Origin of the sequence: Ruania suaedae, assembly GCF_021049265.1 — a bacterium.
In the GTDB taxonomy this organism is placed as follows: Bacteria; Actinomycetota; Actinomycetes; order Actinomycetales; family Beutenbergiaceae; genus Ruania; species Ruania suaedae.
The window spans coordinates 2,051,060-2,074,877 of sequence record NZ_CP088018.1 but is presented as its reverse complement, the minus strand read 5'-3'; the positions used below and the strand labels follow the sequence as shown (position 1 = coordinate 2,074,877).

At 73.1% G+C, this 23,818-nt stretch carries 24 protein-coding genes; 15 read left to right on the top strand and 9 right to left on the bottom strand.

Translation table 11 applies throughout. The features are described from left to right. Positions 1 to 75 precede the first annotated feature (75 nt). Positions 76 to 1,128: a Gfo/Idh/MocA family protein gene (locus tag LQF12_RS09600; RefSeq protein WP_231052715.1), complete on the bottom strand. Its 1,053-nt coding sequence runs from the start codon at positions 1,126 to 1,128 to the stop codon at positions 76 to 78. Further along, complete coding sequence (locus LQF12_RS09595; RefSeq protein ID WP_231052714.1) at positions 1,125 to 1,949, bottom strand: sugar phosphate isomerase/epimerase family protein; 825 nt, start codon at positions 1,947 to 1,949, stop codon at positions 1,125 to 1,127. Before LQF12_RS09595 ends, LQF12_RS09600 begins: the two co-directional genes overlap by 4 nt. A gap of 77 nt (positions 1,950 to 2,026) precedes the next feature. Between LQF12_RS09595 and LQF12_RS09590 the strand changes: the two genes are divergently transcribed. Further along, on the top strand, positions 2,027 to 3,034 hold the full coding sequence (locus LQF12_RS09590; protein WP_231052713.1) for a LacI family DNA-binding transcriptional regulator: 1,008 nt from the start codon (positions 2,027 to 2,029) through the stop codon (positions 3,032 to 3,034). A 134-nt stretch (positions 3,035 to 3,168) separates the two neighbouring features. Then, the gene (locus LQF12_RS09585) at positions 3,169 to 3,684 is read left to right on the top strand and encodes a GNAT family N-acetyltransferase (RefSeq protein ID WP_231052712.1); all 516 of its coding nucleotides are present in this window, start codon (positions 3,169 to 3,171) and stop codon (positions 3,682 to 3,684) included. Here LQF12_RS09585 and LQF12_RS09580 read toward each other — a convergent pair. Continuing rightward, entirely contained in the window at positions 3,676 to 4,071 is a 396-nt protein-coding gene (locus LQF12_RS09580) for a VOC family protein (RefSeq protein ID WP_231052711.1), read from the bottom strand. The two genes, LQF12_RS09585 and LQF12_RS09580, sit on opposite strands and share 9 nt — an antisense overlap. Continuing rightward, a complete protein-coding gene (locus LQF12_RS09575; protein WP_231052710.1) occupies positions 4,068 to 4,895 on the bottom strand; it encodes a helix-turn-helix domain-containing protein in 828 nt (275 codons plus the stop codon). The genes LQF12_RS09580 and LQF12_RS09575 overlap by 4 nt, the downstream gene beginning before the upstream one ends. 95 nt (positions 4,896 to 4,990) lie before the next feature. Here LQF12_RS09575 and uxaC point away from each other — a divergent pair, with 95 nt between their 5' ends. The 5 genes from uxaC to LQF12_RS09550 all read left to right on the top strand — a co-directional run bounded on the left by uxaC (position 4,991) and on the right by LQF12_RS09550 (position 10,032). Beyond that, the gene (gene uxaC, locus LQF12_RS09570; RefSeq protein WP_231052709.1) at positions 4,991 to 6,427 is read left to right on the top strand and encodes a glucuronate isomerase; all 1,437 of its coding nucleotides are present in this window, start codon (positions 4,991 to 4,993) and stop codon (positions 6,425 to 6,427) included. Next, positions 6,424 to 7,830 (top strand): mannitol dehydrogenase family protein, encoded by a 1,407-nt coding sequence (locus tag LQF12_RS09565; RefSeq protein WP_231052708.1) that lies wholly within the window; start codon positions 6,424 to 6,426, stop codon positions 7,828 to 7,830. Before uxaC ends, LQF12_RS09565 begins: the two co-directional genes overlap by 4 nt. Positions 7,831 to 7,895: 65 nt before the next feature. Further along, positions 7,896 to 9,032, top strand: coding sequence for an LLM class flavin-dependent oxidoreductase (locus LQF12_RS09560; protein ID WP_231052707.1), 1,137 nt, complete (start codon positions 7,896 to 7,898; stop codon positions 9,030 to 9,032). Then, positions 9,029 to 9,472 (top strand): MarR family winged helix-turn-helix transcriptional regulator, encoded by a 444-nt coding sequence (locus LQF12_RS09555; RefSeq protein ID WP_231052706.1) that lies wholly within the window; start codon positions 9,029 to 9,031, stop codon positions 9,470 to 9,472. The genes LQF12_RS09560 and LQF12_RS09555 overlap by 4 nt, the downstream gene beginning before the upstream one ends. Next, positions 9,469 to 10,032 (top strand): CE1759 family FMN reductase, encoded by a 564-nt coding sequence (locus LQF12_RS09550; protein ID WP_231052705.1) that lies wholly within the window; start codon positions 9,469 to 9,471, stop codon positions 10,030 to 10,032. The genes LQF12_RS09555 and LQF12_RS09550 overlap by 4 nt, the downstream gene beginning before the upstream one ends. Positions 10,033 to 10,051: 19 nt before the next feature. Here LQF12_RS09550 and LQF12_RS09545 read toward each other — a convergent pair whose 3' ends face one another. Continuing rightward, positions 10,052 to 10,513 (bottom strand): Dps family protein, encoded by a 462-nt coding sequence (locus LQF12_RS09545; RefSeq protein ID WP_231052704.1) that lies wholly within the window; start codon positions 10,511 to 10,513, stop codon positions 10,052 to 10,054. Between the two features lie 272 nt (positions 10,514 to 10,785). On the opposite strand from LQF12_RS09545, the gene leuS reads away from it, so the two are divergent. From leuS to LQF12_RS09530, 3 genes are all read left to right on the top strand, one after another. Then, on the top strand, positions 10,786 to 13,278 hold the full coding sequence (gene leuS / locus LQF12_RS09540; protein ID WP_231052703.1) for a leucine--tRNA ligase: 2,493 nt from the start codon (positions 10,786 to 10,788) through the stop codon (positions 13,276 to 13,278). Positions 13,279 to 13,540: 262 nt separating this feature from the next. Then, a complete protein-coding gene (locus LQF12_RS09535; protein ID WP_231052702.1) occupies positions 13,541 to 14,152 on the top strand; it encodes a helix-hairpin-helix domain-containing protein in 612 nt (203 codons plus the stop codon). Next, a complete protein-coding gene (locus LQF12_RS09530) occupies positions 14,149 to 15,591 on the top strand; it encodes a ComEC/Rec2 family competence protein (RefSeq protein WP_231052701.1) in 1,443 nt (480 codons plus the stop codon). Before LQF12_RS09535 ends, LQF12_RS09530 begins: the two co-directional genes overlap by 4 nt. 9 nt (positions 15,592 to 15,600) lie before the next feature. Here LQF12_RS09530 and LQF12_RS09525 read toward each other — a convergent pair whose 3' ends face one another. After that, positions 15,601 to 16,245, bottom strand: coding sequence for a hypothetical protein (locus LQF12_RS09525; protein WP_231052700.1), 645 nt, complete (start codon positions 16,243 to 16,245; stop codon positions 15,601 to 15,603). Positions 16,246 to 16,317: 72 nt separating this feature from the next. Between LQF12_RS09525 and holA the strand changes: the two genes are divergently transcribed. Next, on the top strand, positions 16,318 to 17,322 hold the full coding sequence (holA, locus tag LQF12_RS09520) for a DNA polymerase III subunit delta (protein ID WP_231052699.1): 1,005 nt from the start codon (positions 16,318 to 16,320) through the stop codon (positions 17,320 to 17,322). A 100-nt stretch (positions 17,323 to 17,422) separates the two neighbouring features. After that, positions 17,423 to 18,541 (top strand): glycosyltransferase family 4 protein, encoded by a 1,119-nt coding sequence (locus tag LQF12_RS09515; RefSeq protein ID WP_231052698.1) that lies wholly within the window; start codon positions 17,423 to 17,425, stop codon positions 18,539 to 18,541. A gap of 114 nt (positions 18,542 to 18,655) precedes the next feature. On the opposite strand, the gene rpsT is transcribed toward LQF12_RS09515, so the two are convergent. Together rpsT and LQF12_RS09505 are read right to left on the bottom strand one after the other, a co-directional pair. After that, complete coding sequence (rpsT, locus tag LQF12_RS09510; protein ID WP_231052697.1) at positions 18,656 to 18,916, bottom strand: 30S ribosomal protein S20; 261 nt, start codon at positions 18,914 to 18,916, stop codon at positions 18,656 to 18,658. Positions 18,917 to 19,095: 179 nt separating this feature from the next. Beyond that, a complete protein-coding gene (locus LQF12_RS09505) occupies positions 19,096 to 19,641 on the bottom strand; it encodes a type II toxin-antitoxin system PemK/MazF family toxin (protein ID WP_231052696.1) in 546 nt (181 codons plus the stop codon). Between the two features lie 98 nt (positions 19,642 to 19,739). Here LQF12_RS09505 and LQF12_RS09500 point away from each other — a divergent pair, with 98 nt between their 5' ends. Genes LQF12_RS09500 through LQF12_RS09490 form a run of 3 tightly spaced genes read left to right on the top strand, consistent with a single transcriptional unit; the run spans position 19,740 to position 23,136 of the window. After that, positions 19,740 to 21,371, top strand: a complete 1,632-nt coding sequence (locus tag LQF12_RS09500) for a circularly permuted type 2 ATP-grasp protein (protein WP_231052695.1) — start codon at positions 19,740 to 19,742, stop codon at positions 21,369 to 21,371. Then, positions 21,365 to 22,297: an alpha-E domain-containing protein gene (locus LQF12_RS09495; protein ID WP_231052694.1), complete on the top strand. Its 933-nt coding sequence runs from the start codon at positions 21,365 to 21,367 to the stop codon at positions 22,295 to 22,297. The genes LQF12_RS09500 and LQF12_RS09495 overlap by 7 nt, the downstream gene beginning before the upstream one ends. Further along, positions 22,294 to 23,136, top strand: a complete 843-nt coding sequence (locus tag LQF12_RS09490; protein ID WP_231052693.1) for a transglutaminase family protein — start codon at positions 22,294 to 22,296, stop codon at positions 23,134 to 23,136. Before LQF12_RS09495 ends, LQF12_RS09490 begins: the two co-directional genes overlap by 4 nt. 31 nt (positions 23,137 to 23,167) lie before the next feature. Here the strand turns inward: LQF12_RS09490 and LQF12_RS09485 are convergent, their stop codons facing one another. Beyond that, entirely contained in the window at positions 23,168 to 23,815 is a 648-nt protein-coding gene (locus LQF12_RS09485) for a hypothetical protein (protein WP_231052692.1), read from the bottom strand. Positions 23,816 to 23,818 lie beyond the last annotated feature (3 nt).

Genomic DNA, 23,818 nt, shown 5'->3' with positions numbered 1-23,818 from the left:
TGTTGCGATCCTTTGTCGATGGTTGCGGGCTCGGTGGAGATGATGCCAGGAAGCCTCGCCGGATGCCGCGCCGTCTCACCCCGGGCCGGCGCCGGGCCGAGACCTCAGGCCGGGGGAGGCGTCGTAGACGGCCGCGATGGCGGCCACGGTCGCGGCGCCGTCGGAGAGGCCGATCCAAAACGGTTCCGGCTCCTCGAGACGCTCGTAGAAGTCGGCGATGAGCAGCCGGTGGGAGTCTCCCCAGTAGCTGCGCCCGCTCGCACTGGGGGCGGCCGCCGGCACGGTCTCGGTGCGGCCGTCGTGCCAGCGCACGAGCAGATCGCCGGACATGGTGGCGGAGCCGATCTCGCCGTGCACCTCGAGGGTGACCGGTGCGTTCAGCGGGTAGGCGTTGGTGGCGTGCAGCAGGGAGCGGGCCCCGCCGGCGTGGGTGATCAGGATCTCGGCGGTGTCCTCCACCTCGATCGCCTCACCGAGCAGGTGGGTGGCGGCGTGCCCGGTGACGGCGGCCGCCGGGCCGAGCAGCCACAGCAGCAGGTCGAGGGTGTGGATCGCCTGGTTCATCAGCACCCCGCCGCCGGCGCCAGCCCAGGTGCCGCGCCAGGGCCGGTCGGCGTAGTACTCCGGGGTGCGGTACCAGCTGACGGCGGCCCTCGCCCCGTGCACGCGCCCGAGCGCTCCGGAGGTGATCAGCTCGTGCAGGCGCCGGTTGGGGCGGTTGTAGCGGTTCTGGTACACCACCCCGGACCGCACGCCGCGGGTCTGGGCGGCCTGCGCCGTCTCGGTGAGTGCCTCGGCCTGCTCGAGGGTGTGCGCCACCGGCTTCTCGAGCAGGAGGTGGGCTCCGCCGTCGAGGACCTGGCGGGCGACGCCCGCGTGCTCGGCGTGCGGGGTGCACACGTGCACCACGCTCGGCCCGGCCGTGGCGAGCAGGCTCGGTACGTCGGGGAAGGTCCGGGTGCCGAGCCCGGAGGCGAGGGCGTGGGCGCGGCCGGGGTCGGTGTCGACCACCCCGGCCACCTCGATCCCCAGGGCGGTCAGGGCCTCGGCGTGCAGGGCGGCGATGTCACCGCAGCCGACGATGGCGGCGGTGGCGGCAGTGGGCTCGGGGAGGCCGGCGGTGGTCACTGGTAGGAGATGCCCTCGGCGTCCAGCAGCGAGGTGAACGCCCGGTGCGCCTCGGTGAACATTGCCGGGCCGGAGAACCCGCCGAAGGTCCCGACGGCGCTCAGGTGGGGTTCGAGGGAGAAGAACCCGTCGAAGCCGTCGGCCGCCAGGGCGCGCATCGTCTGGGCGACCTCACCGTCACCCTGGCCGGCCGGGACGACCGTGCCGTCGGCGAGGAGGGCGTCCTTGATCTGGATGTAGGCGGTGTCGGGGCGCAGCAGCTCGTAGCCGTCGGTGAAGGGGCGCACCCCGCACTGGACGAAGTTCGCGGCGTCCCACGCCAGGCGCAGGTGATCGTTGTCGACCGAGGAGACGATGTCGTGGCAGCGCTGGGGGATGTCGCCGTAGATGTCCTTCTCGTTCTCGTGCAGCAGGACCAGGCCCTCCGCGGCTCCGACGGCGGCGAGGGCGTCCATCCGGCGCAGCACCTCACTGCGGACCTCGGCCGGGTCCGCGCCGTGGAGGAAGAAGGAGAACAGGCGGATGTAGGGCGCCTGCAGGCGGTGGGCGACGTCGGCGGCATGCTTCATCGCGTCCAGGTGGCGTGGGAACTCCTCGCCGATGCCGATCTTGCCGATCGGTGACCCGAGAGCGGAGACCTTCAGCCCGGCGTCGGCCAGGGTGTCGGCCACCCGGGAGAGCTCGGAGTCGCTCAGCGCGAGCACATTGGTGCCCCAGGCGCTGCGGAACTCGATGTGCGTGAGGCCGAGACCGGTGGCGACCTCCACCTGCGTGTCGAAGTCGGGATCGATCTCGTCGACGAATCCGGAGAGAGTCCACATGTCCTCCAGGCAACGCGCCGGAGCCGGGCAGCGGCAAGCGGTTGCCACTTGTTGCTGCCCACGCCTACGGTAGGGCGGTGGTCAGCGAGGGTGAGCGCCAGCAGGCGACGACCATCTACGACGTGGCCGCCGCCGCCGGTGTGGCGCCCTCCACCGTCTCCCGGGCCTTCTCCCGGCCGGGCCGGGTGCGTGCCGAGACGGCCGAACGGATCCGCGCCGTCGCCGCCGAGCTGGGCTACCGGGCCAACCCGCAGGCGCGGGCGCTGAGCACCACCCGTACCCGGATGCTGGCGCTGGTGCTCGCCGATGTGACCAACCCCGTCTTCGCCGAGGTGGTCCGGGGAGCCGGGCGCGCGTGCGATCGGGAGGAGTACACGATGCTGCTCGCCGAGACCGAGGAGTCGGCCGAGAAGGAACGCGCGATGATCGACCGCGTCCAGGGTTCGGTGGATGCGATCGTGCTCGCGAGCTCGCGGATGTCCGACGCCGCGATCCGGCAGATCGCGAAGGTGGAGCCGCTGGTGGTGCTCAACCGGGAGGTCCCGGGCGTGCCGTGCGTGCTGGTCGACTTCGAGCCGGCGATGCGCCGCATCACCGAGCACCTCCTCGAGCTCGGGCACCGGCAGATCACCTACGTGGCCGGCCCGGAGGCCTCCTGGGCGGACGGGATGCGCTGGCGCGGGCTGCGGGTGGCCACCGAGAGCCTGGGACTGCGCCTGCGCCGCGTGGGCCCGGTCGCCCCGACGGTGGCCGGCGGCCGGTCGGCGAGGGTGGACGGGACCGACGGCTCCACGGCCGTGGTGACCTACAACGACATGGTGGCGATCGGCCTGGTCCGCCAGCTCACCGCCGCGGGCGTGCGGGTACCGGAGGACGTCAGCGTGGTCGGCTTCGACAACACCCCGGTGGGGGAGCTGGTGACCCCCGCCCTGACGACGGTGGCAGCCCCGCTGCGGGCGCTGGGGGAGACCGGCGCCTCCAACGCGCTGGCCCTCGCCGCCGGGGCCCGTTCGCGCGCCACCGAGCCGGTACGCCTGCCGACCCGGCTGATCGTGCGCGCCTCGACCGGCCCGGCGAGTGCCTGAGGGGCCACCCCCGCCGGCGCGCGTGGGAATCCAGTTCCCGCATTCGAATCCGCCTCTGGCCGGTCGTAGGTGGATTCCCATGCCGCAAGTGGATTCGAATGAGCCGGTGGTCGGCCCGGCCGTACCCTGCTGCCATGGTCAAGGTCCGCCGCGCCGTCCGCGCCGATGTCCGCGCGATCAGTGAGCTGCGGGTGGCCGGGTGGCGCGCCGCCTATCCCGGCCTGGTGCCCCAGGAGATGCTCGACCGCCAGGATCCTGTGCGTGAGACCCAGCGCCGCGGAGCGGCGTGGGAGAGCCGCACCTGCGACGCCGAGCTGGTGGCCGTCGACGCCACCGGAGCGGTGATCGGGTGGGCGGTGGCCGGTCCCGCGCGCGACGACGAGTTCGCCGGTGCCGGCGAGCTCTACGCCCTCTACGCCCACCCCGATCACTGGTCCACCGGCGTCGGGCACGTGCTGATGACCGCGGCCGAGGAGGTCCTCCGGGGTGCCGGCTACCGGCGGGCCTACCTGCTGGTGCTGGCCGGCAACACCCGGGCGGCGGGATTCTACGAACGGCACGGCTGGATCGAGGACGGCACCGAGGTCCACGACGAGCGCCCGCACGGCGTGCTGGTGGAGCGCCGGCGGGTGCGGGACCTGTCAGCCTGAGGTGGCACCGGCGTAGGACCCGCAGGCCCAGTAGTTGCCCTCGGGGTCGAGCACGGCGGCGCTGCGGCCACCGAAGTCCTGATCGGCCGGGTACTGCTGCGGCCTCCCGCCGGCGGCGACCGCGCGGGCGAACCAGGCATCGACCTCCTCGTCGCGGCTGACGACGAGGTAGGCCGCCCCGTGCCCCGCGGTCCGGTCGAGCGCACTGCCGTCGTCACGGATGCTGCCGAGCATCACGGCGCCGGTCTCGCGCCACCTCAGCTCGGCGTGCTCGACGGTGCCGCCCGGCCCGTCCACGACGAGACTACGGGTGAAGCCGAGCGCCTCGAGGAAGTCGATGACGGCGTGGGCATGGCGGGCGCGGAAACACATGTGAAGCGTGGTCATGGCCCTGAGCCTGTCCGGTGTGCCGGGGTGAGGTCTTGAAGATTCGGGAACTCGGCGCGCAGCGACCGGGCGGGCGGGCGGCCGACGGCGGCGGTCCACTCCCGCGTCAGGTGCGACTGGTCGGCGTACCCGGTGGTGGCCGCGACGGTGGCGAGATCCTGACCCGCGGACGCGAGCGCCCGCGCGGCCGTCAGCCGGGCGATGCGGGCCACCTCCTTCGGTCGCAGGCCGACCTCTGCGGCGAACTGCGCGCTCAGGTGCCGCCGTGACCAGCCCACGGTGCGAGCGACGTCGTCGACGCTCGCGCCCCCGTGGCCGGTGGTGAGGAGCCGCCAGGCCTCGACGACCTCGGCACGGGGCGGTCGTGGCCGCTCCCGGTGCAGGCGCGCGGCCACGGCGAGCAGTCCCGCGCGCAGCGCGGTGGGCCGGAGCGGCGCGGGCGCCGCCCGGACGGGTGCGAGCACGTCGTGCAGCGGTGCGGCGGGCAGGTCGTCGAGCTCGAGGATGTGCCCGCTGACGGCGCCGATCGGGAGACCGAGCAGCGCGCGGCAGCCTCGGGGTGTCAGCGCCAGCTGCAGGCCGTGCTGCCGGCCGTGCGTGCGCACCAGCGAGGGCCGGGTGTGGAGGCCGGCGACGAGGACGCGGTACCCGTGGTGGCCCGGCTCGTGCGCCCATCCGACATCGGTCGGCCGGTCCAGGGCCAGGACGATCGTCGCGGACAGGCTCGGCACACCGAAGTGCACCGCATCCGGAGCCAGCCGCAGGTCGAACCAGGACGCGCCGGCCACCCCGAGGGAGTGGGTCACCTCGTCCACCTCACCCATCCGAGGACCATAGTCAACGCCGTCGACCGCAGCGAGGCCGGGCAACTCCTGGCAACGGGTTGCCGCGAGAGCCGGGGAACCGGTTTCGTGAGCGGGTGCCGACCTCCACACCTGCTCTCGAACTGCACCCCGACCGCCTGCTGCCTGCCGACACCGCCCGGCGCGAGATCTCCCGCCGGCTCTACGAGTCGGTGCGCGAGCTGCCGATCATCTCCCCGCACGGCCACGTGCCGCCGAGCTGGATCAGCGAGGACACCCCCTTCCGGGATCCGACGTCGCTGCTGATCACCCCGGACCACTACATCACCCGGATGCTGCACGCCCACGGGGTGGCGCTGCGCGACCTGGGCGTGGGCCGCGGGCCGCTGGAGGACTCCGAGGCCCGCGCTGCCTTCCGCACGCTGTGCTCGCACTGGTCCGCCTACCGGGGCACCCCGGTGCGCTACTGGCTGGAGGAGGAGCTGGCCGGCATCTTCGGCGTGACCGTGCGGCCCAGCGCCGAGACGGCCGACACGATCTACGACCAGATCGCCGCACGGCTCGCCGAGCCGGGCTTCCGGCCCCGGGCCCTGATGGACGCCTTTGGCATCGAGGTGCTCGCCACCACCGACGACCCGTGTGACAGCCTCGACGAGCACGCGAGCCTGGCCGCCGACAGCACCTTCGCCCCCCGCGTGGTCCCGACCTTCCGGCCCGACAAGTACCTCGACGCGGCCCTGCCCACCTGGCGGGCGGACGTGGACCGGCTCGGCGAGGTCTCCGGGATCGACACCGGCACCTACTCCGGTTACCTCGCAGCACTGGAGGATCGCCGCCGCTACTTCATCTCCCGCGGTGCGGTCTCCGCGGACCACGGGGTGATCGACGCCGTCACGGTGATCCTCGACGCGGCCGAGGCGAGCCGGATCTTCGAGGCCGCCCGTGCGGGCACCGCCACCGAGGAGGAGACGACGGCGCTGCGCCGGCACATGCTCACCGAGATGGCGCGGATGTCCTGCGAGGACGGGCTGGTGATGACGATCCACCCGGGTGTGCGGCGCAACCACCACACGCCCACCTGGCAGGAGTACGGCCCCGACGTCGGCTGCGACATCCCCATCGCGATGGAGTACACCGACGCGTTGCGCCCGCTGCTGGAGGCCTACGGAACCCACCCGAACCTCACCCTGGTGCTGTTCACCATCGACGAGACGGTCTACTCCCGCGAGCTCGCCCCGCTGGCCGGCTTCTACCCCTCGGTCTACGTCGGGGTGCCGTGGTGGTTCATCGACGCCCCCGAGGCGATCCGCCGGTTCCGCTCCACGGTCACCGAGACAGCCGGCTTCTCCCGCACGTCCGGCTTCATCGACGACACCCGCGCCTTCTGCTCGATCCCGGCCCGGCACGACATGAGCCGCCGCCTCGACGCCGGCTACCTGTCCGAGCTGGTGGTCGAGCACCGCCTCGCCGAGGACGAGGCGTTCGAGGCCATCCGCGACCTGGTGGTCACCAATCCGCGGAAGGTCTTCCGGATCGGCGGTGAGTCCCGATGACCGCTGCCACCGACCGGACCGCGCCGCGTCTCGCGCGCGGTCTCCACGGCCTGCCCGCCGCGTCCGCGCCGGTCCGCATCGTGCACCTGGGCGTGGGCAACTTCCACCGTGCGCACCAGGCCTGGTACACCCACCACGCCCCCGACGCCGACCAGTGGGGGATCGCGGCGTTCACCGGCCGTAGGCCCGACCAGGCCGAGGCCCTCGCCCCGCAGGACGGGCTCTACACGCTGATCACCAAGGGTCCCGACGGGGACGAGGCCGAGGTGATCTCCTCGATCGTGGCCGTCCATCCGGCCGCCGACCATGAGGCCTACCTGCGCTACCTGGCCGACCCGGCTGTGGCGATCGTCAGCCTGACGGTGACCGAGCACGGCTACCGCAGGGACGCCGTCGGGAACCTCGACCTGGCGGCGCCGGACGTGGCGGCCGATGTGGCCGCCCTGCGCGAGGATCCACGCGCGGCGGTCTCCTCGGCACCGATGCGGCTGGTGGCCGGGCTGCTGGCCCGGCGGACGGCCGGCGCGGCGGCGATCACGATCCTGCCGTGTGACAACCTGCCCGACAACGGCGACGTCGCCCGCACCCTGGTGCTCGATGGTGCCGCGGCGGTGGACGAGTCGCTCGTGCCGTGGATCGCCGAGCACGTGGACTTCGCCACCTCGATGGTGGACCGGATCACCCCGGCCACCACCGACGACGACCGCGCCCTGGTGCAGGACCGGCTGGGATTCTCCGATGCCTCCCCGGTGCCGACCGAGCCGTTCAGCGAGTGGGTGATCTCGGGCCGCTTCCCCGCCGGACGCCCGGCCTGGGAGAAGGCCGGCGCCCAGCTCGTCGAGGACGTCGCCCCGCACGAGCGCCGCAAGCTCTGGCTGCTCAACGGCTCCCACTCCCAGCTCGCCTACGTCGGCAGCGCCCGAGGGCACGAGACGATCGACGCCGCGATCGCCGACCCGCAGTGCCGGGACTGGGTGGAACAGTACTGGGACGAGGCCGAGCGCCACCTGGGCCTGCCGCCCCAGGAGGTCCGGGCCTACCGGGACGCCCTCATCGCCCGGTACGAGAACCCGCGGGTGCGCCACCTCACCGCACAGATCGCCCACGACGGCTCCCAGAAGCTCCCGGTGCGTACGCTGCCCACTCTCCACGCCGAGCGCGCCGCCGGCCACCTGCCGCTGGGGTGTGCCACCACGCTCGCCGGCTGGATCCTGCACCTGCGGGGTGTGGGCGCGCCGGTGCAGGATCCCGGCGCCGGGCCGGCGCAGGAGGCCGCGAACGCGGGCGAGGTGGCGGCCGTGGTCGCGGCCGTGCTGGAGACCCTGCAGCCGGGGCTGGGCGAGGACGAGCCGCTCGTGGACGCGGTGGTCCGGCAGGCCGGGGCGATCACCGGGAATACCTGAGCGCATGAGGTGTTGACCCGAGCAGAAGTTCATGCAGATGCATGGACCTGACAGGGAGGCACCTCATGCAGTTCGGCATCTTCACCGTCGGTGACGTCACCACCGACCCGACCACCGGGCGCACGCCGACCGAGCACGAACGCATCATGGCGATGGCCACCATCGCCAAGCATGCCGAGGACGTGGGCCTGGACGTGTTCGCCACCGGTGAGCACCACAACCCGCCGTTCGTGCCGAGCTCTCCCACCACGCTGCTGGCGTATGTGGCCGCGCAGACCGAGCGGATCCTGCTCACCACCTCGACCACGCTGATCACCACCAACGACCCGGTGAAGATCGCCGAGGACTACGCGTTCCTGCAGCACCTGGCGGGGGGCCGGGTGGACCTGATGCTCGGGCGCGGCAACCACGGTCCGGTCTACCCGTGGTTCGGACAGGACCCGCGCCAGGGTCTGCCGCTGACGATCGAGAACTACCAGCTGCTGCGCAAGCTCTGGGACGAGGAGGTCGTGGACTGGGAGGGGCGCTTCCGCAGCCCCCTGCAGGGGTTCACCTCGACCCCGCGCCCGCTCGACGGCGTCGCCCCCTTCGTCTGGCACGGCTCCATCCGTACCCCGCAGGTGGCCGAGCTGGCCGCCTTCTACGGCGACGGTTTCTTCGCCAACCACATCTTCTGGCCGAAGGAGCACTTCCAGCAGCTGATCGGCCTCTACCGGCAGCGGTTCGAGCACTACGGCCACGGCAGCGCCGACCAGGCGATCGTCGGTCTCGGCGGGCAGGTGTTCATGCGCAAGAACTCCCAGGACGCCGTCGACGAGTTCCGGCCCTACTTCGACAACGCCCCGGTCTACGGGCACGGGCCGAGCCTGGAGGAGTTCACCGAGGCCACCCCGCTGACCGTGGGCAGCCCGCAGCAGGTGATCGACAAGACCCTCACCTTCACCGAGAACTTCGGGCACTACCAGCGCCAGCTGTTCCTCATCGACCACGCCGGCCTGCCGTTGAAGACGGTGCTCGAGCAGCTCGACCTGCTCGGCGGTGAGGTGGTGCCGGTGCTGCGCAAGGAACTGGCGAAGAACCGGCCCGCGCACGTGCCGGACGGGCCCACCCACGCCGCGCGGGTGGAGGCCAACGGTGGACCGGTGGACCTGACGCCGCAGTTCGCCGTGGACCCGATGTCCGGCAGCGCCGTCCCCCGATGACGGCGGCCGGTGCCGCCCTGGCCTGGGAAGCCCTCTTCCGTGCCCAGGTGCACCTGATGCGCCACTTCGAGCAGGCCAAGGACTTCGAGCCGCTGGCCTCACGCGAGTACGACGTGCTCTTCACTCTCTCGCGGTGCGGGGGAGCGGCACGGATGCGCGACCTGGTGCCGAACCTGCTGCTGAGCCAGCCAAGCCTGTCCCGCATGGTCGACCGCCTCGCCGCGGACGGTCTGCTCGAGCGGCGGGCAGCCGAGGGCGATGGGCGCGGCGTGGTCGTCGCGCTCACCGAGCGCGGCAGCCGGCTGCAGCGACAGGTCGGGCGCCGCCACGTCCGCTCGATCGGCGAGCGGCTCGATGTCGCCCTCACCGAGGACGAGCAGGCGCAGTTGCGGCGCCTGTGCGAGAAGCTCCGCGAGACGACGACGAAGGAGAACCGATGAGCCAGACCGACACCCTGTCCGTGGTCGCGGTCAACGGGGGTGTGGGGTTCCCCTCGACCACTCGTGCCCTGACCGATGCGCTCGTGCGGGAGGTGGCGGCCTGCACCGGCGTGACCTCCCGGACGATCGACGTGCGAGACCTGGCCCGTGACATCGCCGACGCCACCGTGCTCGGACTGCCCTCGCCGGAGCTGGACGACGCCTTGCGGAGGGTGGAGCAGGCAGACCTGGTGATCGCCGGCACGCCGGTCTTCCGCGGCAGCTATGCCGGACTGTTCAAGGGGTTCTGGGACCTCGTCGAGCCGCTGTCGATGCGCGGCACGCCGGTGGTGCTGGCCGCGACCGGTGGCAGCCCCCGCCACCAGCTGATGATCGATCAGACGCTGCGGCCGCTGTTCGCCTACTTCGGCGCGCTCATCGCTCCCACAGCCGTCTATGCGGCACCGGAGGACTTCGGCGTGGCCGGGGGCCCCGGCCACGAACTCGCCCAGCGCATCGAGCGAGCCGGCCGGGAGGCTGCCCGGCTCGCCGCCTCGGTGGCGGCGAGCCAGCGCGCCTGAGCGGGGTCTCCCCGGGGCCTCAGGCCTCGGCGGAGCGGAACATCCAGGCGTGCTTCTCCAGGCCGGTGGCGACCTCGATCAGCAGGTCCTGGCTGAGCAGGTCCACCTCGAGCTCGTCCAGACCCGCCTTGATGCGCTCGCTGGCCTCCTGCAGCCGGTCATCGAAGAGACGGATGACCTTGTCCGTGCCGATCTGGCCGGCATCGATATCGGGCACCTGCGAGCTCTGCGAGACCGTCCCCGCCCGGCCGTCGGGCGCCTCGCGCAGGGTCGCCAGCCGCTCGGCGACGTCGTCGGACCAGGTGCGTAGGTCCGCGATCACCTCATCGAGCTGGAGGTGGATGGAGCGGAAGTGCGGTCCGTGCAGGTTCCAGTGCGCCTGCTTGCCCTGCAGCGCCAGATCGATCAGATCCACCAGGGCTGCCTGCAGGCGGGTGACGACGACCTCGGGAGCGTCCTGGCCGGTGGCGTGAGTGCTCACGTGCTGTCCTTTCTCCGACGAGCCGCCGCGGTGGCGGCGAGAGTGACGGCCCCATCGTAGGTCGGCCGGCGCGGGTGTGCAGGTCGTGGCCGGCCTCGCCACGGTCCTCGCCGTTGCCGCGCCGGTCTCGGGTGCCGCTACCATGGGCCCATGCAGCAGGTCCTGCTCCTTAACGAGCCGCGTCGGTAGATCGAACCGCCGCGGCCGCCCCTCCCTGAGAGGGGCTTTTTTGTGCCGACCACAGGGCAGGGCCCACCCGGGAGACGAGGCGAATGAGCACCGAGCAGAGCGAGACCACCTACGACTACCGCGCACTGGAAGCCAAGTGGCTACCGGTGTGGGACGAGCTGCAGCCGTTCCGCGCCGACGACGAGGCCGTGCGCTCGGGGGCGAAGGAGAAGCGGTACGCGCTGACGATGTTCCCCTACCCCAGCGGCGACCTGCACATGGGCCACGCCGAGGTGACCGCCCTGCACGACGTCATCGCCCGGTACTGGTGGCTGCGCGGCTACGAGGTGATGAACCCGATGGGCTGGGACTCCTTCGGGCTGCCGGCCGAGAACGCCGCGATCCGCAGCGGTGAGCACCCCGCCACCTACACCTACGGCAACATCGAGACCCAGGCTGCCTCGTTCAAGCGGTACGGCGTGAGCGTCGACTGGTCCCGCCGGCTGCACACCTCCGACCCGGAGTACTACCGCTGGACCCAGTGGCTGTTCCTGAAGTTCGCCGAGCGCGGGCTGGCCTACCAGAAGTACTCACCGGTGAACTGGTGCCCCAACGACCAGACGGTGCTGGCCAACGAGCAGGTCGTGGACGGACGCTGCGAACGCTGCGGCGCCGAGGTGACCAAGCGCGAGCTGAACCAGTGGTACTTCAAGATCACCGACTACGCCCAGGAGCTGCTCGACGACCTGGAGACGCTGGCCCCGACCTGGCCGGACCGGGTGGTGACCGCCCAGCGCAACTGGATCGGCCGCTCCGAGGGCGCCCACGTCGACTTCACGCTGCACCTCGCGGACCGCACGGACAGGGACGTGAGGGTCTACACCACCCGCCCCGACACCCTCTACGGTGCGACCTTCATGGTGGTGGCCGCCGACGCCGCCCTGGCCGCCGAGATCGTCGCACCGCAGCAGCGGGAGGCGTTCGAGACCTACCTGAGCGAGACCCGTAAGGCTTCCGACATCGACCGGATGTCGACCGAGCGCCCCAAGACCGGGGTGGACCTGGGCATCACCGCCAGCAACCCGGTCAGCGGGGAGCAGGTGCCGGTGTGGGCCTCCGACTACGTCCTGGCCGACTACGGCACCGGCGCGATCATGGCTGTGCCCGCACACGACCAGCGTGACCTGGATTTCGCCCGGGCGATGGGCCTGCCGGTGCGCCGCGTGATCGACACCGGCGAGGAGGACCCGCAGGACTCCGGCGTGGCCACCACCGGGGACGGCACCTACGTCAGCTCCGGCGTGCTCGACGGACTGAGCGACAAGCAGACCGGCATCGCGCGGATCCTGGAGCGCCTGGAGTCCGAGGGCACGGGCACGCGGGCGGTGAACTTCCGGCTGCGCGACTGGCTGCTGAGCCGGCAGCGGTACTGGGGCTGCCCGATCCCGATCATCCACTGCGGGGCCTGCGGCGCGGTGCCGGTGCCCGAGGATCAGCTGCCGGTGACGCTGCCCGACCTGCGGGGCGCCGACCTCAAGCCCAAGGGGGTCTCGCCCCTGGCCGCGGCGACCGAGTGGGTGAACGTCGACTGCCCGCGCTGCGGTGGAGCGGCGAAGCGCGACACCGACACCATGGACACCTTCGTCGACTCCTCCTGGTACTTCCTGCGCTACGCCAGCGTCGGCGACGACACCCAGGCCTTCGATCCGGAGCTGACCAACGCCTGGATGCCCGCCGACATCTACGTCGGCGGTGTCGAGCACGCGGTGCTGCACCTGCTCTACGCCCGCTTCTTCACCAAGGTGCTCGCCGACATGGGACTGCTGGAGGTGCGCGAACCCTTCGCCGCCCAGCTGAACCAGGGCGTGGTGATCAACGAGGGCAAGAAGATGAGCAAGTCCCTCGGCAACGGCGTGAGCCTGGGGGAGCAGCTGGAAGAGTTCGGCGTCGACGCCGTCCGCCTCACCCTGGTCTTCGCAGGCCCGCCGGAGGACGACATCGACTGGGCGGACATGTCCCCGCAGGGCTCGTTGCGCTTCCTGCAGCGGGCCTGGCGGCTGGCGGGAGACGTGACCTCCGCCGTCGGGACCCCCGCCGACGGCGGTGAGACCGCGCTGCGCAAGGTGACCCACCGGACCCTCCACGAGGCTGCCGGGCTGATCGAGTCCCACCGGTTCAACGTGATGGTCGCCCGCACCATGGAGCTGGTCAACGCCACCCGCAAGGCCATCGACTCCGGCTGCGGCGGGGCGGACCCGGCCGTGCGCGAGGCCGTCGAGACGGTCGCGATCCTGCTCTCGATGGTGGCGCCCTACACCGCCGAGGAGATGTGGGAGCGGCTCGGCCACGCCCCGACCGTGGCACGCACCAGCTGGCCGCAGGTGGAGGAGGCACTGCTGGTGGAGGACACCGTCACCTGCGTGGTGCAGGTCAAGGGGAAGGTCCGGGGCCGCCTGGAGGTCTCCCCGGACATCTCCGAGGCCGACCTCGAGGCGGCGGCCCTGGCCGACCCGGGTGTGCAGCGGGCGCTGGACGGTGCCGCCGTGCGCACGGTCATCGTGCGGGCCCCGAAGCTGGTCAACATCGTCCCGGCCTGAGCGATGACGGCGGCCGGCCGGCCCCGGCGGTCGTCGTATCCACACCCCCTCCTGCGCGTCAGGCGGAGCAGGGCGGCCGCGGCCTAGCGTCACGGCTGTGGATCCTCGTCAGCCCCGGGACCGCCTCCGACGGGCGGTGGTGGCGGCCTACCGGCCTGCGCACGAGGTACCCGAGCCGCCGGTCGAGGTGAGCCCGCCCGGGCGCTCGGGTCGGCGTGACCGGCGTGACCGGCGCCCTCGGGGCGCCGAGATGCCGGTCCGGATGGCAGCACGCGTGGCGATCATCGCGCTCGTCGTGGCCCTCGTGATCACGGCCGTGCTGCTCGCGCGCGGCCTGGCGCCGGCCCCGGTGACCGCACCGATCCCGACGCCGCAGGCCCCGGCCTCGCAGGCACCGGGCGCGGAGGCACCGGGGGTGGAGGCACCGGCGAGCAGCGAACCGGCCGGCACCGGCGCAGCCACGGTGGTGGTGCACGTGGCCGGCGCGGTGCGTGAGCCCGGGGTGGTGAACGTGCCCGAGGGGACGCGGGTGGCGGAGGTCATCGATGTCGCCGGAGGGGCGGCCGAGGGCGCAGATCTCGATGCCATCAACCTCGCCTCCACCGTCACCGACGGGCAGCAGGTCTACGTTCCGCAGCAGGGCGAGGCAGCCCGGCCCGAGCCCGGGACGACCCCGGCGAGCAGCACGATCGACGTGAACACCGCCGACGCCGCCACGCTCGAGCAGTTGCCGGGAATCGGCCCGGCGCTGGCTGCCGAGATCATCGGCTGGCGCGAGCAGAACGGCCCCTTCGCCACCGTCGAGGATCTGTTGCAGGTCTCCGGGATCGGACCCGCGACGCTCGAACGGCTGCGGGATGAGGTGGTCCTGTGAGCACCGGACGCCCGCGGGCCGGCCGGGACTGGCGGCTCGTACCCGCAGCGGCGCTCACCTGGGGGGTGTGCGGGTGGGGCGTGGGACTCGGCGGTAGCTGGGTCTGGGTGATGGTGCTGGTGCTGCTGACGGCGGCCACGCTGCTGGTGCACCGCCTGCGGCGGCTGCACGGCCGCTCCCATCCTGGTCGACCCCATCCCGGTCGCTCGCGCCCCCGGCACCGCCGGGTCCAGGCGCGCTCCCTGGGCGCGACCGCCGCACTGACCGTGCTGGTGGCCGCGGCGGTGCTCGCAACCGCCGTGCCACGGCTGGAGTGGCGCGCCGAGCAGGTGAGCCGGGTGGACGGGACCAGCGCCGAGGTGCAGCTGCGCCTGACCGGCGACCCGGTGCCGCTCGCTGAGCGGCCCGGCGTACGCATCGAGGCGGTGCTGCTCACCGCGGGCCGGTCCCTGCCGGTGGCCTCGCTGCCCGTGCTCGTGCTAGCGAGCGAGGAGTGGGCGCGGGAGCGGACCGGCGGGCTGGTCACCGTGACCGCGCGGCTCGCCGCGACGGAGCCGGGTCAGGAGCGGGCGCTGCTGGTGATCCCGGCCGGGCCGGGCACTCACGAGCCGCCGCAGGGATGGCGTGCCACCGTGGCCGCCTTGCGCACTGGCCTCGTCTCGGCCAGCGAGGAGCTGCCCCCGGCCTCACGCGGTCTGGTGCCGGGCATCGCCATCGGGGACGACCGCGTGGTGCCGCCGGCCCTGCGGGAGGCGATGCGCACCACGAGCCTGACCCATCTGACCGCCGTCTCGGGCGCCCACGTCGCGCTGGTGCTGGGCCTGGTGCTGGCACTGGGGTGGTGGCTGCCGCCACCGGCCCGGTCGGTGGTGGGAGCCTTCGTGCTGATCGCCTTCGTGGCACTGGTCCACCCCGACGGCAGCGTGCTGCGCTCGGCCGTGATGGGTGCGGTGCTGCTGCTCGGGCTGGCACTGCGCCGCCCGCGTGCGGCGCTCCCTGCCCTGGCCGCGGCGGTGATCGCGCTGCTGGCCGCCGATCCCTGGCTGGCGCGCTCCTACGGCTTCGCCCTCTCGGTGCTGGCGACCGGTGGGCTGCTCGTGGGTAGCGGGCCGATCGCCTCCTGGCTGGCTCGCTGGCTGCCGGAACCGCTGAGCATGGCCCTGGCGGTGCCCGCCGCGGCGCAGATCGCCTGCACACCGGTGCTGCTGCTCCTGGACCCGGCGATCCCGCTCTACGCCGTCCCGGCGAACCTCATGGCGGCACCGGCGGTCGCCCCTGCCACCGTCCTCGGCCTCGCCGCCGCCCTGGTCGGTCCCCTCTCGCCGGGTGCGGCCGAGGTGCTCGTGCAGCCGGCCTCCTGGTGCACGGCGTGGATCGCGGCCGTGGCCCACCGGTGGGCGGCACTGCCCGGCGCCGCCCTTCCCTGGCCGGCGGTGTGACCCGCGCGGTCAGCCCGTGCCGGGCGCGCCCGGGAAGCCGGGCAGCAGCAGCGCTGCGTCCTCGCGCCGACCGGTCAGCGTGCGCCGTGGGGCGGCCACTGTGGCCTCGGCCAGGTCGGTGAAGCCGGCCCGCCGGGCGGCCGCGGCGATCTCGGCGCTGACCTGCCCGGGGTCGGCGCGACCGGTCCCCACGAACCACCACAGCGGCCAGGGCATCGCCTGGACGAAGGACACGGCGGAGCGGTTCCACCACGCCGTGCGCGTCGTGGGCCGGGGCCAGAACAGACCGGTGGTGGCCGTCAGCCGCCACGGTCGCAGGACGGGCACCACGGTGCCGGGCACGATCCGGTCGTAGGGCACCGGCCGGGGACGCAGCAGCGGGGCCGTGGAACCGACCAGCAGACCACGCTCACACACGATGAGCACCTCGCCGCCGAGCATCGCCAGGATCCCGGCAAGGATCGACCCCCACACCACCAGCGGCACGACGTTGTGGACCAGCTCAGGGTCGGGGTTGATCAGCACGCCGGCCACCATCAGCAGCCACAGCACGAGCGCGGCGAGATAGGTGCCGGCGCCCGGTCTGCTGCGATACACCGCCACGCTCGCGCCGAGGCCGGCGCGGTGCCGTTCCACGGCGCGTCGGACACTCACGGAGTCGACCCTAGCGGCCCGTCGCCGGGCACGATGCCGTCGGATGTCACGGTGAGGTGGCAGGCTGTGCACGTGCCTCCTGCTCGCCGCTCCCGACCCACCACCGGCCCGTCCTGGCGAGACGTCCCGCTCGCCCCGGTCGTGCTCGTGCGCGGCGGGGAGGGCCTGCTCGTCGACCGCGCCGTCGCCCGGCTCGGGGCGCTCGTGCGCGAACGCGACCCTGAGGCCGAGGTCACGGTGCTGGAGGCCGGCGCCTACGAGCGCGGGCACCTGGAGGTGCTCACCAGCCCGTCGCTGTTCGGCGAGCACCGCCACCTGGTGGTCGAGGGCGCCGAGTCCGCCTCGGACGCGTTCATCGAGGATGCACTCGCCCATGTCGCCGCCGCGGGGCCGGACGTCGACGACGTCACGCTGGTGATCCGGCACGAGAAGGGTGTGCGGGGCAAGAAGCTCCTGGACGCGATCGCCAAGGCGGGCTACCCGGTGGTCACCTGTGAGGCGATCAAGCGCGACGGTGACAAGGCCGAGTTCGCCGCGGCCGAGTTCCAGGCGGCGGGCCGGCGCGCGACTCCGGCGGCGGTCCAGGCCCTGGTCGAGGCGCTCGGCTCCGATCTGCGTGAACTGGCCGCCGGCTGCGCCCAGCTGATCGCCGACACCACCGGGACCATCACCCCCGATGTGGTGCAGCGCTACCACGGCGGGCGGGTCGAGGCCACCGGCTTCCGGGTGGCCGATGCCGCCGTCGCCGGCAAGCAGACCGAGGCGATCACGCTGGTCCGGCACGCCCTGGAGACAGGGGTCGACCCGGTCCCGCTGGTCGCGGTGCTGGCGATGAAGCTGCGCACCCTGGCGAAGGTGGCCGCCACCCGCGGCCGGGCGAGCGCCGCTGAGCTCGGGCTCGCCCCCTGGCAGATTGACCGTGCCCGCCGGGACCTGCAGGGATGGACACCCGAGGGGCTCGCCCGGGCGATCACCGCCGTCGCGGACGCCGATGCGCAGGTCAAGGGGGAGGGTCGGGACGCACGCTACGCAGTCGAACGCGCGGTCCTGACCATCGCGGCCGCCCGCGAGGGCTGAGCACCGCGTCGCCGCCGCCGGCAGACTGGTCACCGGACCGTCACCTGCCGGTCGTGTCCGCACGGGCGTCCCGTTACCCGGGCCCGCCACGCTGGGGTTCGTGCGAGTCGCTGTGGTGACCGAGTCCTTCCTTCCCAGCCTGAACGGCGTGACCACCTCCGTGCTCCGGGTGCTCGACCACCTGGCGCAGCAGCAGCACGAGGCGATCGTGGTCTGCCCCGGCCCGGCACCCCGGGAGTACGCCGGGTTCCCGGTGCACCCGGTGCCGGCCCTGGACTACCGGGGCTTCCGGGCCGGCATGCCGAGCCGGCGCCTGACCCGGGCCGTCCTGCAGTTCGACCCCGACGTGCTGCACGCCGCGGCACCGTTCGGCATCGGTGCCCAGGCGCTGGCGCTGGCCCGGCGGCAGCGCATCCCGTCGGTGGCGATCTTCCAGACCGACGTGGCCCGGTACACCCGCTCCTACGGGCTGTCGCTGACCCACCACGCCGCATGGCGCTGGATCCGGCGCGTGCACGCCGCCGCCGACCTGACCCTCGCTCCCTCGACCTCCTCACTGGAGGATCTGGCCGCCGTCGGGGTCGAACGCACGGCCTGGTGGGGCCGTGGGGTGGACTCGGCCCTCTACCATCCGAACCGGCGCAGCAGCGAGGCCGGCCGCGCCCTTCGGGCCCGGCTCGCCCCGCACGGAGAGGTGCTGATCGGGTATGTGGGCCGGCTCGCTCCCGAGAAGAACGTCACCGAGCTCGCCCCGCTGGCGCGTATCCCCGGCGCCCGGCTCGTGGTGGTGGGAGACGGCCCTGATCGCCCGGTCCTCGAACGCGACCTGGCCGGCACCGACGCCGTGCTGCTGGGGCGGCTCGAGGGGGAGGAGCTGGCGACCGCCTACGCCGCCCTGGACGTCTTCGCCCACACCGGCACCTCGGAGACCTTCGGTCAGACGTTGCAGGAGGCGATGGCCTCCGGGCTGCCGGTGGTGGCCCCGGCAGCCGGCGGGCCGCTGGACCTGGTCGCGGCCGGGGAGTCGGGCTTCCTCGTGCCGCCGCACGACAGTGAGGCGCTCGTGGGCGCCGTCGGGGCCCTGGTGGCCGATCCCGGCATGCGCGCCCGGATGGGCGAGGCGGGCCGCCGTGCGATCCTGCCCCGCAGCTGGGATGCGCTCTGCCGGCAACTTCTCGGCCACTACGAACAGGTCGGTGCCCGGGTCCCGGTGGTGTGATGAGCCTGCGGGGCGGGGTCGGACCGCGTCGCCGGTGCATGAGAACGGCGCCGCTCCCACCGGGGAGCAGCGCCGTGTCTCAGCGTGCGGGCCGGCTCAGGGCCGGCTGCCGCCTCAGAGCGAGGCGACCTGGTGCGCCAGCGCCGACTTGCGGTTGGCGGCCTGGTTCTTGTGGATCACGCCCTTGCTGACGGCCTTGTCGAGCTGGCGCGTCGCCGACCGGAGCGCGGTCTCGGCCGACTCCTTGTCACCGGAGGCGATCGCCTCGCGCACCTTGCGCACGTGCGTCTTCAGCGCCGACCGGTAGGCCTTGTTGCGCAGGCGGGCCTTCTCGTTGGTGCGGATCCGCTTGATCTGGGACTTGATGTTTGCCACGTGTTGACTCTCTCGTGTGTTCGCTGCCGCGAAACTTCCATGGACGTCGTCGAGGGTGTCCCATGACCTGGGACCGGGGCGTGGGGATACCCTGTGCGTGGTCGATGGGCGGCTGCCACGCGCAGACCGGATGGCCGTGCGATGGCGCCAGCCGCCGAGTCTAGCAGCCTGCGGCCCCCTCAGGCGCCGTGGCGGTGCTCACGCAGTGCCACCAGCACGTGCGCGAAGCGTGACTCGTCCAGGGCAGCGCCCTCGCGGCGGATCGCGTCCTCGGCCAGCCACAGGACGCGATCGAGCCGGGCCTCGGACGGGCGCCGGCGCGCGTCCCACCCGCCGCTGCCCACATCCACCCAGGAGCGGCCCCAGCGGGCCTCCTGCTCGGCGTCACGGTCGTGGTCCTGCGAGGTCAGCTGCAGTCCGAGCAGGCCGCCCTCGTGTTCGGCCAGGAGGAGGACGGGCCGGTCCTTGCCACGGCTGGGATCGTCCTCGTAGGGCACCCACGCCCACACCACCTCGCCCGGGTCGGGTCGCCCGTCCGCGCGCGCCTCGTGGCGCAGGGCAGGCAACGGCCCCTCGTGGACGCGGACCCCGGGCCGTCCGCCGACCGGCCCGCGTGGGCCGTCGTCGCGGCCTGTGGTCGTGGGTCCTCGCCCACGTCCCCGGGGGCGGATCGCGTTCACGGCGGCACCGGCCACCGCCCGGGCGAGTCGGCTCAGCAGGCTCATGACGCTCCACGGTAGCGGGCGCGCCGGCAGGTGCCGGGCACGCGCCGCGGGCGGCGTTCGATACCTACCGGACACACGCAGGCGATAGCGTCGGTGTCATGGCGGATCTGTTCGACGGCTATCCCGAGGGCGTGGCCTGGGACGAGATGATCGAGCCCGGGCACGCGGTGCGGGCCCCGTACCAGCACGTGCACCGGACGATGGGGCATCTCAACGCCGACGAGCTGCGGGTCCGGGCCGATGCGCTGGCGCGCTCCTATCTCGCCCAGGGCGTCACCTTCGACGTGGGCGGAGAGGAACGCCCGTTCCCCCTGGACTCGGTGCCCCGGGTGATCGACGCCCAGGAGTGGGACGTGCTCGCGCCGGGCATCTCCCAGCGCGTCCGTGCGCTCGAGGCGCTCCTCGCGGACGCCTACGGGCCGCAGCAGGCCATCGCCGACGGCGTCCTGCCCCGCTCCCTGATCGTCTCCTCCGCCCATTTCGCCCGTGCGGCCCGCGGTATCGACCCCCCGAACGGGGTGCGGGTGCACGTCGGAGGCATCGACGTCATCCGTGACAGCGCCGGCGGCTGGCGCGTGCTCGAGGACAACGTCCGCGTGCCGAGCGGGGTCAGCTACGTGCTCTCCAACCGCCGGGCGATGGCCCAGTCCTTCCCCGAGCTGTTCGCCCGGATGCGGATCCGGCCCGTGGCCGACTACCCCCGGCGGCTGCTGCACGCGCTGCATGCCGCGGCACCCACCGGCGTCGACGAGCCGGTGGTCGTCGTGCTCACACCCGGGGTGTACAACTCCGCCTACTTCGAGCACTCGCTGCTGGCCCGGCTGATGGGCGTGGAGCTGGTGGAGGGGCGGGACCTGTTCTGCGCCGGGGGCAAGGTCTACATGCGCACCACCGAGGGCCGCCGTCGGGTGGACGTGATCTACCGGCGCGTCGACGACGACTTCATCGACCCGGTGGTCTTCCGGCCCGACTCGTTGCTGGGCTGCCCCGGCCTGCTGGGCGCAGCACGGGCGGGCACCGTGACGATCGCCAACGCGGTCGGCAACGGGGTCGCCGACGACAAGCTCACCTACACCTACGTGCCCGATCTCATCCGCTACTACCTCGGTGAGGAACCGATCCTCAGCAACGTCGACACCTGGCGGCTGGAGGACCCGGACTCGCTCACCGAGGTGCTGGACCGGCTCGAGGAGCTGGTGGTCAAACCTGTGGACGGTTCCGGCGGCAAGGGCATCATCATCGGACCTGCCGCCTCCCGGGACGAGCTCGACCAGGCCCGCAGCCGCCTGCGCGCCGATCCGCGCGGCTGGATCGCCCAGCCCGTGGTGCAACTCTCGACCGTGCCGACCCTCGCCGGCGACGCGCTGCGCCCGCGGCACGTGGACCTGCGCCCGTTCGCGGTCAACGACGGCGACGACGTGTGGGTGCTCCCCGGCGGCCTGACCCGCGTGGCCCTGGCCGAGGGGCAGCTGGTGGTCAACTCCTCCCAGGGGGGTGGCTCGAAGGACACCTGGGTGCTCGGCGACGCCCGCCGCGCCACCCGCGCGCCGGTGCCCCCGGACGGTCCCGTAGCCGACGGGGAGGAGCCCGTGCGCGCCGGGGTGCAGCAGGACGCCAACCCGACCGACACCAAGATGCGCGAGCAGAACCAGCAGCAGCAACAGGACCGGTCCGGAGCCGCGCCGGAGCCGCCGACCCGGCGCTTCCCCCTGCGGAGGACCTCATGCTGAGCCGCATCGCCGAGTCGTTGTTCTGGATCGGACGCTATGTGGAGCGTGCCGACGACACCGCCCGCATCCTCGACGCCCACCTGCAGTACCTCCTCGAGGACCCCTACCTGGAGGAGGACGCCGCCTGCCGCGGGTTGCTCGCCGTCATGGGGGCGGCACCCCCGCCGGAGGAGGCCGCGGCCACCCGCGCGACCGTGCTGGACGTGCTCGCCTACGACCGCAACGCTCCCGGCTCGATCGCCGGAGCCATCGCCGCCGCCCGGGAGAACGCCCGGCGTGCCCGGGAGGTGCTCTCCTCGGAGCTGTGGGAGTGCCTGAACACGACCTGGAACACGTTGCCCTCGCGCATCGGTTCCTCCAGCCCGCACGAGTACTTCTCCTGGGTCCGCGAACGGGCCGCGATCGTGGGCGGTATCACCGACGCCGCCACCCGCCGCGACGAGACGCTGCAGTTCCTGCTGCTGGGCCGCAGCATCGAGCGGGCCGATATGACGGCCCGGCTGGTCACCAGCCGCACCCTGGCCGGCGGCAACGGACCCGGGTGGATGACGCTGCTGCGGTCGTGCGGCGCCCACGAGGCGTTCCTGCGCACCTACCGGGGCCGGGACTCGGAGACGCTGGCGGCGGAGTTCCTGCTGCTGGACAGGCTCTTCCCCCGCTCGGTGCTGTTCTCGCTGGAGCAGGCCGAGCGCTGCCTGAGCAAGCTCGCCCCGATCGACGGGCGCGGACTGCGCGAGGAGGACGCCCGCAAGGTGCTCGGGCGGGTACGTTCACGACTGGAGTACCAGCCGTTGCTGAGCCTGCTCGGCTCGCTGACCGAGGAGATGGTGGCCGTGCAGGAGGGATGCCTGGACGCGAGCGACGCGATCCGGCTGCGCTACTTCCCCTCCAGCGTGTCCGACGACTGGATCGGAGACCGGCTGTGAGTCGCCTGCACATCGTCCACCGCACCACCTTCGACTACGCGCGCACCGTCACCGCCTCCTACAACGAGGTCCGGATGCGGCCGGCCACCCTGCCCGGGCAGGTGGTGCTGGAGGCCTCCGTGCAGGCCGTGCCGAGCACCTATTCCTCGGAGTACCGCGACTACTGGGGATCGAGCGTGACCGCCTTCGAGATGCTCGGGGCCCACGAGCGGCTCGAGGTGGTGGCCGAGTCCCGGGTGGAGGTCTCGGCGCCGGTGCGCTCGGCCAGCCCCGCCGGCTGGAGCACGCTGCGCTCGCCGGAGGTGCGCGACCGGATGAGCGAGTACCTCGCGGTGACGCCCACCACCGAGCCGGCCACCGAGCTGGTTCGGCTGGCGCGCGCAGCGGCCGGTGACGCCGACCCGGCCGACGCGGCGATCGCGGTGGCCACGGCAGTCCGCGAGGCCGTCGAGTACGTGCCCGGGGTCACCGGGGTCCACACCCGCGCGGCCGAGGCATGGGCCGCCCGCAAGGGCGTCTGCCAGGACCTGGCCCACCTGGTGGCCGGGGCACTCCGTCGCCTGGGGGTGCCGACCCGTTACGTCTCCGGCTATCTGCACCCGCAGGTCGCCACCGCCCGGATCGGTGAGGCCGTCACCGGGGAGTCGCACGCCTGGGTGGAGTACTGGTGCGGGGAGTGGGTCGGCTTCGACCCCACCAACCTCATCCCGGTGGCCGAGCACCACGTGATGGTCGGCCGGGGGCGGGAGTACCCGGACGTCACCCCGATCCGCGGGGTCTACGCCGGTGGCGGCCGGTCCACCCAGCAGGTGGAGGTCACGATCACGCAGGAGGCCTGAGGCGCGCGGCCCGGCACGAGACCGCGCCGGCTCAGCCGGCGAGCAGCGTGAGCGCCACGATGATGGCCAGCAGGCCGGCCAGCGGCACTGCGAGGATCGTGCCCAGCAGCGCCAGGGCGCTCACCCGCAGATCGTCGCGCAGGTAGGGCGCGCGCACGGGCCCGCCGGCGGCCACGAGCAGCGCCCGCTGGGCCTTCTCCACCCGGGTGAGCGCATGCCCGACGATGCCCAGCCGGTGCGATCCCAGCAGCCGGCGCGTCAACCCCCGGCCCTGGCCGTATCCCGCCGGGAGCCGGCTCTCGGTGAAGGCGTCGAGCACCACCCGCACATCCTCGTCGCCGGGCTGACCGCGCATCTGCTCCTGCACCCGGTCGGCCAGATCGTCCGGTCCGAGCACCTCGGTGCTGATCACCTGACCGGGGCGCGTCTCGGTCAGACGCAACCAGCGCCGTCGGCGGATGGCGAAGACGACCACCGGCACGGCGAGCAGCAGGGCCAGCGCCAGCACCACGATCTCGCCGGCCCCCGGCGAGGTCGCCGTCAGCAGGTTGACCACGGCGAGCACCAGGGCGAGGGTGCAGGCCATGCTCGCCGGCGCCAGCACGGCCAGGGTGGGCAGGCGCAGCACGCGGCCCACCCCGCGGGCGAAGGCGTCGAGGGACTCCGGCACGGCACTCACGGT